The sequence below is a fragment of the Nocardia sp. NPDC057440 genome (genome assembly GCF_042802915.1).
In the GTDB taxonomy this organism is placed as follows: domain Bacteria; phylum Actinomycetota; class Actinomycetes; order Mycobacteriales; family Mycobacteriaceae; genus Nocardia.
Map to the genome: position 1 here is coordinate 115,975 of NZ_JBHVDF010000008.1, position 14,810 is coordinate 130,784.

Genomic DNA, 14,810 nt, shown 5'->3' on the forward strand with positions numbered 1-14,810 from the left:
GATCAGACCGGGTAGTCGGCACTTCATCAACAGCTTTACGCCGTTACCGCCCGCTTGTCCATCCGTTCCCTCGGGGCGAGTAGGTCGCCGTTGGTGTCGGGGGTGAAGGCGACACGAAAGTGTCAGCGGCATGACCTGCCGACGCGACATCGATGTCCGTGGAAGCCGACACGGAATGTCAGGAGAGGGCCATCATGGAGATGCACCGAAGGACTGCTGCTGGACAAGCGGACCGCCATCAGCGAGGCGGCAACCATGACAGAAAACCCTGATGATCATCCGAACTCCGTACACGTCGTTCGACGCGACCGTTAGCTACCGTGCCTAGGCGATTCGGATTCCGTAGAAACAACAACCTGGCTCCGCAACCAGACGGAGGATGTGAGTTATGTCTGCGAAATCGCTGCGCGTTGTTCTTCCTGCCATCTTGTGGCCTGCGATTGTGTTGGCGACCCCTCATACAGTGTCTGCTGCTGCTCAGTCGTATGACCTCGCGGCCTTCAAAGACGCGACACTTATGCGCGCTACTGTTCTATGCCCGGACGCGCCCGACAACGACTGCTACCAGCATCGCCTCGGTACTGACACCAGGCTGAAAGTCAGCACGAGCGGTCAGGCTATCGTCACTGCGATCATCGGGTTCATGCTGCCCGATGAAACCGCCCAAAAACCCGGACGAGTCGACCGGTGCGTGCTTACCATGGTGGGTTTGAAAAACCCTTCGCCAAGATCTGAGACGCTGTACGTGAAGGCGACTTCGCCAGCGTGGGACGAAGCTTCTGTGAATGCAATGAATGGCCCCTCCGAAGGCAACATAATCGGCGCTCTAGTGCTCCCAGCCAACTCGAGTCCCCAGCCGATCGATGTGACCCCTGCTTGTAAAGTATCGGCCTCTCTGGGTAGCGGGTTCAGCGTCTTGGTCACCACCCCAGCGATCAGCTATTTCGAGTTTCCGTCGAAGGATGCTGGTCAACCTGCAAGGCTGCAGGTTGACGTGCACTGACGCTTTGCGTAGTTCTGGAGGAGGGCGGCGCGACTGCTGGAGACGCCGCCCAGTGGCGGTGTCGGAATCGGGTCGTCGGCTGTGCTGAGGTCGAGACATGTACACGACTCGGGCCACAGACGATCCCGGCATCGCTGGCTGAGGAAGCCCGGCTACGGGGGTCCCTGCGCGAGCCGGGTCGCCCAGGTCGAAGTCTATGAACGCATATTTCCCGGTATGCCCATGCGGGAATCGTTTCCTCAAATCGCTGATCGTGCGAAACCAGTCGTAGCCCCCGGGGAAAGGCCAAGGTCAGCGATTTCTCGGTCTGGCATCTTCATTAGTTCGTCAGGAAACACCGGTGGCGCCAACGTCGTTCCCGTTCGACCCAACCGGAGCAGGAGATCGGCGATCAGCAGACTATGACCAAGCTGCTGATCAGCACCGTTTTTGTCACCGCTGCACGGATCGCGCAGTCCGGGCAGCGCTGTAGCACAACCCAAAACGTGTTCGCCGCGTGTGTTGATGCGGCGTGGTTGCGGCGTGGTTGCGGCGTGAACGCGCGGTTCGGGTGGGGTGTCGGGGCAGAGTCGAATCGAAGGCGAGTCCGCTGTGTCCTTCGCCGCGGTCGACTGCGATGCGGGGAGCGGTCCACAGCGTGTAGGGGCCGTCACGCAGGCACGACAAGGCGATGGCGAACGCTGCGTCAACATAAGCAAAGTGGTGAAGAAAACAGGTCGTGTCGGACCATGGGCATTGGCTCGGGTCAGCAATTACCGCAAGGCAGGAGATTCTGGGCGTGGAAGGCGTATTCAATGACCCACAGTTTTTCCGGAACTTGAAATGACCGTTGCGGTGCAGGCGAAAGTCGTTGCAATGGAAGATGAAACAATGCTATTCACCGTGAATAAGCAAGGATCTGGCCGCGTCGCCGCAGCGGCGACAAAAGAGTAAGCTCAATCCATTCGGTGTCGATAACATCGAAATGTTAATGAACAAGTAGTGGCAGGCGACGGCGACCAGATGCCAAGTCGACCGAACGTTCCACGTCAGAGAATCGTCGACTGAACATAGCAACCGAGGAGACATCATGACAGTGGTCCAGAACTTCATCGACGGCCGGCTCGTCGACTCGGTCGGCGGTGCGACGATGGCGCTCGTCGACCCCGCCACCGGCGACCAGTACGGCACCGCCCCGGCGTCCAACGAACAGGACATCGACAACGCGTACGCAGCGGCGGCCAGGGCGTTCTGCGACTGGAAGCGCACGACGCCGTCGCGCCGCCAGAAGGCGCTGTTGGATTTCGCCGATGAGTTGGAGAATGCCGCCCACGCGCTTGTCGAGGCCGAGGGCCGCAACACCGGCAAGCCGAACCACGTCACCGTGGCCGTGGAGATCCCGCAGATGCTGGACCAGACCCGATTCTTCGCGGGAGCGGCACGGGTACTCGAGGGCAAGTCGGCCTGCGAGTACCTGGCGGGCCATACATCGTGGATCCGCCGAGAGCCGGTCGGCGTCATCGGGCAGGTGACGCCATGGAATTACCCGATGATGATGGCAATCTGGAAGTTTGTTCCCGCGATCGCGGCGGGCAACACTGTGGTGATCAAGCCGAGCGACACCACCCCGGTGACGACGGTGATGCTGGCCGAACTGGCCTCCAAGCACCTACCGCCAGGCGTGCTCAACGTGGTAGTCGGTGACCGGGCGGCCGGTGCGGCTGTGGTGGCGCATCCGACCCCGAAGATGGTGTCGATCACCGGTTCGGTGGCCGCAGGCCGTGCGGTCGCGGAGTCGGCCGGTGGCCGCCTGAAGCGCACACATCTGGAGTTGGGCGGCAAGGCGCCGGTAATCGTGTTCCCCGACGCCGATATCGCTGCTACCGCCAAGGGGATCGCGGCGTCGGGCTACTTCAACGCCGGGCAGGACTGCACGGCGGCCACCCGGGTGCTCGGTCACGCGTCGGTGGCCGATGATTTGGCTGCGGCGCTGGGCGAGCAGGCCGGCAGTGCAACAACGACGTTCGGCAAGGCCGTCGATGACCAGGACGCCTGGGTGCCACCGGTCAACAACGCCAACCAACTACAGCGGGTGCTCGGCTTCCTCGACGAGGTGCCCGATCACGCTTCGGTCGTGGCCGGTGGGCACCGGCAGGGCGACCACGGGTATTACGTCGAGCCGACGGTCATCGGCGGGCTACTGCAACATGACCGGCTGAGCCAGAACGAGATCTTCGGCCCGGTGATCACTGTGCAGTCGTTCACCGACGAAGACGAGGCGATCCAGTGGGCCAACGGCGTCGAGTATGGGCTGGCATCCTCGGTGTGGACCAAGGATGTGTCGAGAGCGCTCCGCGTGTCGGCCGCGCTCGATTTCGGCTGCGTGTGGATCAACACCCACACCGCGCTGATCGCCGAGATGCCGCACGGCGGGTTCAAGTCGTCCGGGCACGGCAAGGACCTGTCGATGTACGGGCTGGAGGACTACACCCGCGTCAAGCATGTGATGGCCAAGATCGACTAAATTCTGTCTCCCGATGACCTGAGCCATTCGACGATCATGGCCAGGACGACTCCAGCGCGGTAGGTAATGGCCGACTTGTCGTACCGCGTGGCCACCGGACCGCCGAGTGGCTGGAGCCGACGTCGACCGAAGAGAACGACGACGACTCGAGAAAGCGGTCGATGTCGCCCGCTGATGTTCGGACCGACCGAGCCAGTAGCTCGGCCCTTGTGATCGCCAACCGGATCCGCCGATGAGGCTGCCGCCGACTGTTCAAATCACATTATGCCGCAGCGTATCCGGTGAATTCATGCGCGGTCACCGTGACCATGCGGCCACCCATCGTCTTCACCGCCGAGCGAAAGCTGGGCCTGCCACTGGGCGGTAGCGGCATCGACCAGACGGTCGAACCGTCTCCGGCGTCGATCGCGTGCACGGTGGTGCCGTCGGTCAGGATGAGGTGGCTTGCGTCCGTTATGCCGTCGTAGCGTGACGTGTTCGCGAACGGCGTCGGCTGCTGCCAGATTCGGTGTCCGTCAGTGAGATCGAGGCCGGCCAGCTCTGATCCATCGAGCGATCGGACGATCACGGTGTTATCCACTACTCCTTCTATCGCGCTCATGCGTCCGGTGTGCTCGTCGATGCCGATCTGCGCATTGGTCCAGAGGACTCGGCCTGTCGTTCGCTCGTAGGCACTCTCGCCAGTGAGGATCGGCGGCGGCGTCGCGGTCGAAGCGGGGTACCACTCGAGGATGAAGCTGGCGTTGCTGACCTCGGCGATCGGGTGGCCATTGCGATCGAGAAGCGTGACCCTTCCCGCGCTCCAGCCGCGTTCGAACACCTGCGAAGCGAGAATGCCGCCGTCGAACGTGTAGGCAACGGGTCCGGTGAACAGCGGCTCGCCGGTGCGCAGATCGTAGACGCGAACGCCATGGTCGTGCCCGTCCCGGAAGTAGTCCGCGAGCACATCGATCCTGGGAGTGACCGGGTCGCCGGGAACAGGTGTCGGATACGTCCGCTGCCAGGTCGCGTCGATATCGGAAGCGGTCCCTCGGGTGACGACGGCGGTCATCCAGTCCGGGGTTCGGCCGGCTACCGAAACGACGCCGTCTCGCACCGCCACGTCCATGACCTCGAAGTCCGTCGTATGGTTCCCGAGTATCGCGCCCGTCGCGGCCTCGATGATCAACACCCGATGCGTGCCGTGGCAGGCGAGCTGTCCGTCGAGTACCTGCTCACGGCAACCGAGGAGTTCGCCGACATCGGTCGTCCATCGCACCTGGCCGGTGTTCGGATCGATGCCGTGCATGCGCACCGGTCCAACGGTCAGTCCAGCAGGAAGCACCACCTGACCGGGGGTGGCCGCCCACGGGTTCCGGGCATGCGCACCTGAGTCAACGTGAGGGTGTGCAGGGCGTTGTTCAGCTCGGCGCGAGAGCCGATGGCGAGTCTTGTCCGCGCTAGCACATTAGATCGGCGCTGCTCCGACATAGACGGCGATTGCAGACGATGTCGGGAACCGCGACGGACGGCCGGGGCGGCCGAGCAAGCGCGCGGCCCCACCGCGCCGACACCGATGACCTCGGTCGGGCTGCTACCGCACGAGGATGAGGACGACGAGCCCTGTTTTGTGACAGATTCGCACACAAAGCGGGGCGTTCTATCGCAGTCCGTGTGGTGGGTAGGGCGTTGTTGATTGGAGCCGAGGCCGCAGACTGGTTGGTAATGAAACTGCCTGAGCTTCCTGATCTACCGGTCCGTGCCGTTCTCGATCGTATTGTCGAGACGTTGGCCGAGCGCGGGACTGCTGTGCTGGTCGCGCCGCCGGGGACCGGGAAGACGACGTTGGTGCCGTTGGCGTTGGCGGCGGGGACTGCGGGGCGGGTGCTGGTGGCTGAGCCTCGACGGTTGGCTGCTCGAGCCGCAGCTGGGCGGATGGCTGCCCTGCTGGGGGAGTCGGTGGGGGAGACCGTCGGGTACTCGGTCCGAGGGGATCGGCGAGTAGGGCGGGAGACTCGGGTCGAGGTCGTCACGTCGGGGTTGCTGGTGCGACGGTTGCAGGGCGATGCCGAGTTGGCGGGGGTTGATGTGGTTGTGCTCGACGAGTGTCATGAGCGGCATCTCGACGCGGATCTGTTGTTGGCGTTGCTGCTCGATGCTCGGGCTGGGTTGCGGCCGGACCTGCGGGTTCTTGCTACGTCGGCGACTGTTGCGGCCGAACGTCTTTCGGCGCTTTTGGGAGGGGATCGTGCGGCGCCGGTGGTGCAGGTCCAGGGCCGGACCTATCCGGTGGACATGACGTATGTTCCGTCGTTGGCGCGGGAGCGGGTCGAAGCGCAGGTTGCGCGCGCCACCCGGGCCGCGCTCGCCGGAACCGAAGGTGACGTGCTGGTCTTCCTGCCCGGGGCAGCCGAAATCCGCCGGACGACAGCGCTTCTGGCCGATGTGAACGGCGTGGATCTCGTTCCGTTGCACGGCAGACTTTCCGCTGCGGGGCAGGACACGGCGTTGCGGCCCGGGCCGCGGCGGCGAGTGGTGTTGTCCACGGCGGTGGCGGAGTCCAGTTTGACGGTGCCCGGGGTGCGGGCGGTGGTGGATTCGGGACTGGCTCGGGTGCCACGCATCGATCGGGGGCGGGGGCTGTCCGGGCTTGCGACAGTCCGAGTTTCCGCGGCGGTGGCCGAGCAGCGCGCCGGGCGGGCCGGGCGTGAGGCTCCAGGGCGGGTGTGGCGATGCTGGCCGGAATATGAGCACGGCACGCTACCTGCCTATCCGGAGCCGGAGATTCGGACGGCGGATCTGACGCGGTTGGCGTTGGAACTGGCGTGTTGGGGCACGGCCGATGGTCATGGCCTCGCCTGGTGGGATGCTCCGCCGCCCGGTGGGTTGGCTGCCGGCCGGGATGTATTGCGCGCGTTGGGGGCCGTGAGCGGAGACGGTGATGTGACCGAGCGTGGGCGGCGCATCGCCCGGATCGGGCTGCATCCTCGGTTGGCGCGGGCATTGCTCGACGGGGCGGCGGAGGTGGGTGCGCGGGCGGCCGCGGAAGTTGCCGCCGTCCTCGACGACGACACACTTACCTCCGGAGTCGATCTCACGGCCGGTCTGCGTGTGCTGCGGCGCGAGCGGCCGGCGCGCTGGCGGCGGGAGGTCGAGCGGCTGGCACGATTGGTCGAGACGTCGGATGGGGTCGACGATCCGGCTTTCGTTGTCGCACTGGCTCATCCGGAGCGGCTGGCGCGACGACGCGGCCCGGGGTCGGCGAGCTATCTCATGGTCGGCGGCACCGCGGTGACGCTGCCGCCCGGCTCCGGAATTGGCGATGCGGAGTGGCTGGCCGTCGGCGTAGCGACGCGCGATCCGGGTCGTTCCGACGGGTGGATACGGTTGGCTGCGGTCGCCGATGAGCAACTGGCCCGCCGTGCCGCATCGAGTCTGCTGACGACCGTCGACGAGGTGGATTGGATCGACGGCGATGTGGTTGCCCGGAGGGTTGAACGACTGGGGGCGATCGTGTTGTCGGAGAAGCTGATTCGTGACCCGGATCGCCGATTGCTCGGCGCCGCGGTGCGTCGTGGACTGAGCTCGACCGGTCTCGGCCTGCTGCGCTGGGATTCCGATGCGATCGCCCTGCGCCAGCGCCTGGACTTCCTGCATCGCACCCTCGGCGCCCCCTGGCCACCGGTCGATGACGAGTCACTGCTCGCCGCCGCTGACACCTGGCTCGGCCCCGAACTCGCCACCGCCCGCCGCCGCGCCGACCTCGAACGCATCGACGTCGGACCAGCACTTCGCCGCTTGCTGCCCTGGCCGGACGCCGCCCGTATGGACGAACTGGCGCCGGAACGCTTGGAGGTCCCCTCCGGGAGTCGCCCCCGCCTCGACTACTCGACCGACCCGCCGGTGCTCGCGGTCAAAGTGCAGGAAATTTTCGGCTGGACAGAAGCACCACGCCTGGCCGGTGGCCGTGTCCCGATCGTGCTGCACCTGCTCTCGCCCGCCCAACGCCCGGTCGCAGTCACCGCGGACCTGGCATCTTTCTGGCGTACCGGCTGGCCCCGAGTCCGCGCCGACCTCCGCGGCCGCTACCCCAAACACGCCTGGCCGGAGGACCCCGCCACCGTGCCCGCCCACCGAGGCACGGCCCGCAACGCGGGCCGGGGCTAACGCTGACCCCTCGTTTCGGCTGTGGGATTGGTTCGCACCAACCCTGCAACCGTGCGACCACAAGAGCTACGTTCCGTTAGCCGATCGGTCAACGGAACACGAGGTACTGCGAACACTCGAGTGTGTGCAGTGCTGCGTGCGGTCCGGTGACCGGCGAAGGTGGTTGCGCTCCGGCGGTCCTCGACCGCGGTACGCCCAACACCGCCTTCTGAGTCGACCGCCCACCCGATACATTCCACACGGTCGCCGCGACACCAGCCCTTCCCGGCCGGGCTCGTCGAACCCTGCGAGAGCGGTGGACCGTTGGCGGCCGAACACAGTGAACCGCAGACGTTTTGGACTTCGGAAGACTAGTCACGCAAATGGGCGCGGGCGGCCGCGAACCATGCTTGGGTGGCGGGCAGTCCGGCCTTGATGTCCTTGCCGGCACCCTTGAACCCGAACAGCTCTCCGGCGAACCTGCTCAGCACCGTGCCTTCGGTCTCGTCGAGTTCGTCGAGCAACGCGGCGTCATCGAGCAAGTAGGCAACGCCTGCCACCTCCCCGCTGGACCACACATGGCGGTAGTCGTCCCAGCCGTTGCGCTGCACCATGCGGGTCCGTCCAATCAAGCTCGTTCGCAGGGCGTCACGTTCGGCGTCGCCGGGCTGCTGCGCTTTGAGTGCCTCCCAGGTGATCGGCTTCTCCGCTGTCGCTTCCGGCTCCGTGCCGTCGCCGGGGTTGGTCTCGGTCATCAGTCGTCCTTCCCGTTGTGTCCGATATGGCTTACATGGCTGTGGGCATGGGGTTTGTGGAGACCGGCTTTGCGGCTCGAGATATCCCATGCCGAGTTCGTGCCGACCGTATAGCGCTGCCGATCTAGGCAATGATGCCGTGGTGTCGTTGCCGGAGGGGCCGCCGGAGTGGCAACTGCTAGTGAGTGGTGATGGCCAGAGGCACCGTTCTGGTCGGAGGCAGTTCGAAAACCGCCTCCCGCCAGCGTTTCCTCTGCGGAGGACGAGGGTCGAACCCTTCCGCTTCCGCAAGAGAATTCTGTGACCGGCGAATTCCGTTGCAGTTCAGGATATTTCGAAGCACCTCAGCTGTGAACGGCGGTCGGGTGTTGACGGGGTCAACGCCTATCCCGAGTCTTTATCCTCGACCTCGAGTTCCCACGCTCCGGAGGCATCGCCGTGCTCGAATCCTCTGCGAGCGGGTTGTCACAGCGGGTATTGGCATATGGGCCCGTTTCACGGAGGGTGAGGTGGGCGCAGCCGGAGTGACTCGGAGGCGCGGCCTAGGTGGTCGTCACCCACTACTCCTGCTCCGGGTAGATGGTCCGCCCCTCTTTGATGGTCTCCAGCACCTGGATGTTTTTGATCTCTTCCGGCGCGACCGTCAGTGGATTGCGGCTCAGCACAACGAAGTCGGCCAGCTTACCCACGGTGATCGAGCCTTTGGTCGCCTCCTCGAAGTACTGGTGAGCGGCGTGTAGCGTCGTCGCCTTGATCGCGTCGAGCGCCGAAACCCGCTGCTGCTCGCCCAGCACATGCCCGCCGCGGGTGACCCGGGTGACCTGACTGGCCAGGACCGCGATCGAGCTGGGCAGCGCCACCGGCGCGTCATGGTGCGAGGTGTAGCGCAGCCCCCGCTGCAACGCGGACGCGGCAGGCGAGATTCGGGCTGCGCGCTGTTCGCCGAGCACAGTTTCCCGGTACCAGTCGCCCCAGTAGAAGGTGTGCATGGAGAAGAACGACGGAATCACGCCCAACTCCCGCATGGCATCGAGCTGATCCTCCCGCGCGGTTTGCGCATGGATCGCCACCGGCCGCGGATCAATGGGCCGATAACGTGTGGTGGCCTGACGCAACGCGGTGATGAACTGATCAAGAGCGGCATCGCCGTTGACATGAGCCAGGATCTGCCATCCTTTGCTGTATGCGTCACCGACCGCGTCCAGCACCATGTCGTCGGTCATCGCCGGATACCCCCGGTACTGCGGGCCCTTTCCCTCTGGGGGCGTCAGGTACGGCTGGGTCAGCCAGGCGGTCCGCCCTTGCGGCGACCCGTCGAGCCCCAGCTTCAGCCCGCCGATCCGCAGTCTCCCGGTGTACTGCGGCCCAGGCGCCTCTTCGAGCTTCGTAGCCAGCGAACAGTCCGGGTAGGCGACCACATCGATATCGAACAGGCCATCATCGGCGGCCGCTCGCAGCGCGTTCAGATCTGTCGTCGTCATTACCCGGCCGTCCTGCGCGGTCGTGAATCCGAACGCAGCCATCGCCCGCTGACCGAGCTCGATCAGCCGGCGGCGCTCCTTTTCGTCGAAGTCCTCTGCCGACTTCCCCCACGCCGCAAAGAAGGCAGTTTCCTCGAGTACCCCGTTGGGCACCAGGGTTCCGGGCCAGCGTCGGATCACCCCGCCCTCGGGATCTTCGGAGCTCTCGTCATACCCGAGCAGCTCGAGGCCCCTGCTGTTGACAGCCCCCAGATGGCTGGACTGGTGGATCACCAGCACTGGCCGCTCCACCGAAACGGCGTCCAGATCATCACGAGTCGGATGTGCGCGGCCCGCCAATTGGGCGTCGTCATAACCGAATCCGATGATCCAGGTCCACGCCCTGCCGGTCTCGGTGTCTGTCCACGCCTCCAGCGCGGCCTGTAGCGCAGCAAGGTCGTTGACCACGCCGTCGGGCGCGGGCAGCAGATTCGCCGTGCCTGCCTGGAATCCGGTCAGCGACAGGTGGCTGTGGGCGTCGACGAACCCGGGCAGCAGTGTCCGGCCGCGCAGATTCACCAGCCGCGTATCGTCACCGGCCTGCGCCAGCACATCAGTCAAGTCCCCGACGGCGGCGATCCGACCACCCTTCACCGCGACGGCCTCCGCGCTGGGCCGCGCGTCGTCGACGGTGACGATCTCTCCGCCGAAATAGATGGTGTCAACTGCCGTGGTGGGAACGATCTCGGTCATGATTCCTCCGGAGTTGTTCGCGAAGTCAATTTTCCAAGTATCGAACGGATTCCCAACGCACACAGGGCAATTGACGGATCCGCCAACAGGTTCTCGGAATGGCTCGGCACATAACCGGCGCCTCCGGCCCGGCGGCATGGACCGCGTCCACACCCTCGGGCCGATACCACAGTGGGGTTGCGGCGCACCGCGGACATCCGCAGCCGATACAGCTGCGTGGCGGGCGCACCCGGCGGGGCGGCCCTGTTCGCCACGCTCATCGAGCGCGGTGGCGGGTCACCGTCAACGGTGAAGATGTCATCGGCGGGCTGTAGTTGTCGCGCCGGCCGCTCGGACCCGCCTAATCGGCGTCGTCGCGGCGCACCACATATTCGATGGCATCGGCGATCGACTGTATTTCATCGGCGTCGTAGTGCGGAATCTCGATGCAGAACTCCTCCTCGATGGCAGGTATGACCGCTGTCGCCAGGTCGAGCTCGTGGAGTTTGAAATCCTGTATGAAACGGGCCTCCAAGGGGTGGGCCTCGAATTTGGCCCGGTTGTAGGCCTTAAAGGTATGCAAAATCCGAGATTTGACTTCGTCCTTGGTCAACTTCGACACGCGCTTCTCCTATCGCTCCCGTTGTCGAACAACCTCATGGCGCTTGACGGCAAACGTGCAAGGTCGATCCACCTGGTTGGAACCGGCGGCCCGCGCGGTGCGGCCAACCGTGCCTGACCACGTACCCGCATCGCGCCCCACCGTCCGAGCCGCCAGTGGCGCCCCCTCGTTCCGGCGAGGATCGTGCTCGCGCCCGGTACGTGCGGGGTGTGCGGCTCAAACATGGCCATTTTCAAGGGATCAACGACCGGGGCCGAACAACTCGGCCGACTGACCCATTTGTCACAACGCCGCCTCACGCGGGGTGATACGGCGGCACCGTTCGCTGCATATCTATCGAACATGCTTTTCCCTTGGGCGTGTCGGCGGTTGCCGGCCACGAGCGGGTGTTCCGCATTGCGGGCAGTGTCGTGAAGACAGCTAGCGGTGGCACGCCGGCCGCCTACCGGTTTACGCCCTGCTGATCGTGATGGGCGAGGAGTTCGAGGCTCGGCCGCCTACTGTGAACGCCAGGTTCGTAGCTCCGGCAGGAGCGTCCCGGGCAGCGTTTACCGCAACCCAGAGCGTCGATGTTGAACCCGTGCCCGAAAGCGCCAAGTCGATATTCGCGTAGTGGAGAATCGCACCATCGGGCGAACGGGTCCCGGGGTAGTTCACCGAGTTGCCTCGGGCGTCGAACACGGTCAACTGAGCGATGGAGCACGCTTCGGCCTCGAACGCAAGTCCGCGTCCCGGCGGCAGGGTCACGCTGATGTTCTGCCGAGCCACTGCGCCGTCACCCTCGTTCCGTACCTGCACACCTGGATATCCAGCGTTTCCTGAACCTGCAACCAGTTCGACCGGCCCCCCGGGCGACACCGAAAACTGGACTCGAGCGGAAGTTCGCGTGACCATGTCGTTCTCCTTGGGCTGGGGCGTTTTGGAGAGAAGCACAGTGCGCGTCAATTCTGCCTCGAGGACACCTCGACATAACGCTGATACGAGAAAATGCGAACTGAGACAACATGATTCGTTCGCTATATCGCTTAATGGGACCTTTCGCGGATCTGGTCCTCAACCCCCGTATAGCAGCCGGTTGAGGGCCAGAACGTCGCCCACAAAGGCCACGCTCCCTTCGGCGAGTGCCGTGTCGAGCGCGGCTGGATCGGCCAGCAGGCCGCCGAGCGTCTTGGCGTCCGTACGAAGCGAGATGTCGGCCGTGGCAGGTTCTCCGCTCTGCACCTGAACCTTCCCGGACTCTACGCAGACCGTCCAGACCGAGCCGTCGAGATCGAGGCGACAAACGATCGGCGGCGCCGCCGGGTCGGGACGATCGGCACCTCGCAGGAAGACCAGCACCGAGGTGGCGCTGAGCGAGGTGGGCTCTGGGGGGTTGGGGGCATCGATCCCCCAATCGCCCAGGGCTAGGACGATCGGTTCTAGCTTCCGGCCCCACTCTGTCAGTTCGTAGACCTGCGAGCCTGCCGTTGACGCCAGTTTGCGGCGACGGATCACCCCGTGATGTTCGAGTTCTCGCAGTCGATCGGCAAGCAGGTTCGAGCTGGCATTAGGCAGCGCGTGCCGCAGCTCGGAGAAGCGTTGAGGCACCAAGAGCAGCTCCCGGACGACCAGAAGTGCCCACCGCTCCCCGACGACGTCGAGGGCCCGAGCTATCCCGCACGAGTCCCGATAGCTACGGCTGGTCGGCATGGCTACGTCCTCCTTGTCCACTCTGATTCGAAACTGCCACTCATAGTAGTTGCTTTTCACAACTCGTGACCCACCGCTTCCCGGCGACGTCGAGGGCCCGAGCTATCCCGCACGAGTCCCGATAGCTACGGCTGGTCGGCATGGCTACGCCCTCCTTGTCCGCTTCGATCTGAAATAACTACTCATGACAGTTGTTTTTCACAACTCATTGCGGTTATTGTTTAGCAGTCGACCGGCGGAACCATCGAGGTTCAGGTGGCGACGACGGCGCTCGGCGGCGACCTGGCACCCGGAAGGACAGATCCATGCGACAGCCAGTGGCCCACTCCGGGATCACCGGACCGATCCGGTCGTGGAGCCGGCGCCAAGATCGCGCAACAACCCCGGCAGATAGGAGCCTGCAATGAGTATTTCGCTTTCGGGACAGACCCCGGCCTCAGCTCAGAAGCCCCAGCATGCATCGGTCGTCGATCCCGATGCGCACCAAGTCTTGTTCGAGAATGAACATGTTCGGGTGATCCATGCGCGCGCCTCGCACGGTTGGGAAAGTGCGATGCACTCGCACCCGCCGATGCTGGTGGTCAACCTCGGCTCCGGGCGGCAGAAAGTGACCTGGGCGGATGGGACGACGCAGATCGTGGACCTGAACCCCGGCGCGGTCGTCTGGCAAGAAAACGCTTTCGATCATGCCTGGGAGTTGCTGGCGGGCGAAGTGAACGTAATTCTCGTTGAGGTCAAGTCGGCATCCGCGACCGGAGACAGGTCTTGAGTCCCACGCGTGAATCATCGGCATCAGGCCCACTGCGGGCCTGACGCGTACTACCGCCATTCGCACACAATAAGGAGATTCGGCAATGACCACCCCGAAACCCGGCAGCATCCTGCTCGGCACCACCCAGCCCGCGGTGCTGCGCGACTGGTACCGCAAGGCATTCGCCCCAGAGTGCGAGGGCGAAGGAGCGATCGATCTTGGAGGGTTTCTGCTAGTCATCGATCAACGGGACGACGTCGGCTCGAAAACCAGCGAGCCGGGCCGGGTGATCCTCAACTTCCACGTCGACAATTTCGACGAGGTCGAGCAACGGTTGCGGGCGGCGGACGTGGATTGGATCGCCCCAGCCGAGGATCGCGCCGCCGGCCGCTTCGCGACGTTCGCCGACCCTGACGGAAACTATCTTCAGATCATTCAGTTCAAGCGGAACGAGTGAGCCGGCCTCGGCCCACACGTAAGTTTCAGCGCGGCTGATATCGGGATCCCGCGCAAACGTGCCAATCCCAACACCCGCGTTACCACGAGCGAACCTCACCGTCGCCGACCAACCTCATCGGCGAACAAGCCGGTCACTGAGTGCGCGGCTCCGTTTGAATGCGAAAGCTGGCTGCTGTCAGCGGCTTACGGCAGTTCCCGTGGTTTTCAGCGGATTCTGTTGCGGCGTGGCAGTGTCGATCGAGGAGGCTGCCCGTCGTTGCTGTGGCGCTGTGGGGGTGGGTGCCGGTGATGGTAGGGCTTTGTCATCTCCGGTGGTGGGCGCTGTGGGCCGCGCTTGTGTAGTACAGGGATCTGCGGTGGTCGCGGATCCGGCGGACACCCCATACGCTCAGCGCTACGGTGAGGCTCAGATACAGCAGGTAGGCGGTGTAGACCATCAGCGGGCCGTAGTCGCCGGCCCACCCGTTCATCAGTGGCAGGGCGGCCAGCCCGGTGAGGATCAGTATCGTTCCCAGTGTCAGGGCTGGTATTCCGAGTGGTGCGAGGTCGTCATCGATTCTGCGCTGCGGCGGCAGCTGCGGGCGGGTGTTGGGCCGGTTCGGTCCGCCGATGACGGTGAAGGCATCGAGTGAATGGCTGGAAGCTCTGGTGACCATGATGTTCTCCAAGCGGGCCGTCCCGGTCGGCCGAGGGTGGATCTGCGGGCATCGT

The 14,810-nt window shown here is 64.6% G+C and carries 11 protein-coding genes; 5 read left to right on the top strand and 6 right to left on the bottom strand.

Annotated features, from left to right (window positions below; all coding sequences use genetic code 11):
• Positions 1 to 388: 388 nt before the first annotated feature.
• On the top strand, positions 389 to 1,003 hold the full coding sequence (locus ACFU4Z_RS18645) for a hypothetical protein (protein ID WP_379064502.1): 615 nt from the start codon (positions 389 to 391) through the stop codon (positions 1,001 to 1,003).
• Between the two features lie 1,069 nt (positions 1,004 to 2,072).
• On the top strand, positions 2,073 to 3,506 hold the full coding sequence (locus ACFU4Z_RS18650) for an aminobutyraldehyde dehydrogenase (protein ID WP_379064504.1): 1,434 nt from the start codon (positions 2,073 to 2,075) through the stop codon (positions 3,504 to 3,506).
• A 262-nt stretch (positions 3,507 to 3,768) separates the two neighbouring features.
• Here the strand turns inward: ACFU4Z_RS18650 and ACFU4Z_RS18655 are convergent, their stop codons facing one another.
• The gene (locus ACFU4Z_RS18655; RefSeq protein ID WP_379064506.1) at positions 3,769 to 4,833 is read right to left on the bottom strand and encodes a PQQ-binding-like beta-propeller repeat protein; all 1,065 of its coding nucleotides are present in this window, start codon (positions 4,831 to 4,833) and stop codon (positions 3,769 to 3,771) included.
• A 377-nt stretch (positions 4,834 to 5,210) separates the two neighbouring features.
• On the opposite strand from ACFU4Z_RS18655, the gene hrpB reads away from it, so the two are divergent.
• On the top strand, positions 5,211 to 7,652 hold the full coding sequence (gene hrpB / locus ACFU4Z_RS18660; RefSeq protein ID WP_379064508.1) for an ATP-dependent helicase HrpB: 2,442 nt from the start codon (positions 5,211 to 5,213) through the stop codon (positions 7,650 to 7,652).
• Positions 7,653 to 8,002: 350 nt separating this feature from the next.
• On the opposite strand, the gene ACFU4Z_RS18665 is transcribed toward hrpB, so the two are convergent.
• The 4 genes from ACFU4Z_RS18665 to ACFU4Z_RS18680 all read right to left on the bottom strand — a co-directional run bounded on the left by ACFU4Z_RS18665 (position 8,003) and on the right by ACFU4Z_RS18680 (position 12,889).
• Entirely contained in the window at positions 8,003 to 8,386 is a 384-nt protein-coding gene (locus tag ACFU4Z_RS18665; protein WP_379064510.1) for a hypothetical protein, read from the bottom strand.
• Between the two features lie 560 nt (positions 8,387 to 8,946).
• Positions 8,947 to 10,599, bottom strand: a complete 1,653-nt coding sequence (locus ACFU4Z_RS18670) for an amidohydrolase (protein WP_379064512.1) — start codon at positions 10,597 to 10,599, stop codon at positions 8,947 to 8,949.
• A 340-nt stretch (positions 10,600 to 10,939) separates the two neighbouring features.
• The gene (locus ACFU4Z_RS18675) at positions 10,940 to 11,200 is read right to left on the bottom strand and encodes a hypothetical protein (protein ID WP_379064514.1); all 261 of its coding nucleotides are present in this window, start codon (positions 11,198 to 11,200) and stop codon (positions 10,940 to 10,942) included.
• A 1,053-nt stretch (positions 11,201 to 12,253) separates the two neighbouring features.
• Positions 12,254 to 12,889, bottom strand: coding sequence for a winged helix-turn-helix transcriptional regulator (locus ACFU4Z_RS18680; protein WP_379064516.1), 636 nt, complete (start codon positions 12,887 to 12,889; stop codon positions 12,254 to 12,256).
• Positions 12,890 to 13,292: 403 nt separating this feature from the next.
• Between ACFU4Z_RS18680 and ACFU4Z_RS18685 the strand changes: the two genes are divergently transcribed.
• The gene (locus tag ACFU4Z_RS18685; protein WP_379064518.1) at positions 13,293 to 13,658 is read left to right on the top strand and encodes a hypothetical protein; all 366 of its coding nucleotides are present in this window, start codon (positions 13,293 to 13,295) and stop codon (positions 13,656 to 13,658) included.
• An 85-nt stretch (positions 13,659 to 13,743) separates the two neighbouring features.
• Positions 13,744 to 14,097 carry a VOC family protein gene (locus tag ACFU4Z_RS18690; protein WP_379064520.1) on the top strand — a complete coding sequence of 118 codons (354 nt, stop codon included), beginning with the start codon at positions 13,744 to 13,746 and terminating at the stop codon, positions 14,095 to 14,097.
• Positions 14,098 to 14,401: 304 nt separating this feature from the next.
• Here the strand turns inward: ACFU4Z_RS18690 and ACFU4Z_RS18695 are convergent, their stop codons facing one another.
• Positions 14,402 to 14,755 (bottom strand): hypothetical protein, encoded by a 354-nt coding sequence (locus ACFU4Z_RS18695; RefSeq protein WP_379064522.1) that lies wholly within the window; start codon positions 14,753 to 14,755, stop codon positions 14,402 to 14,404.
• Between the last annotated feature and the right edge of the window lie 55 nt (positions 14,756 to 14,810).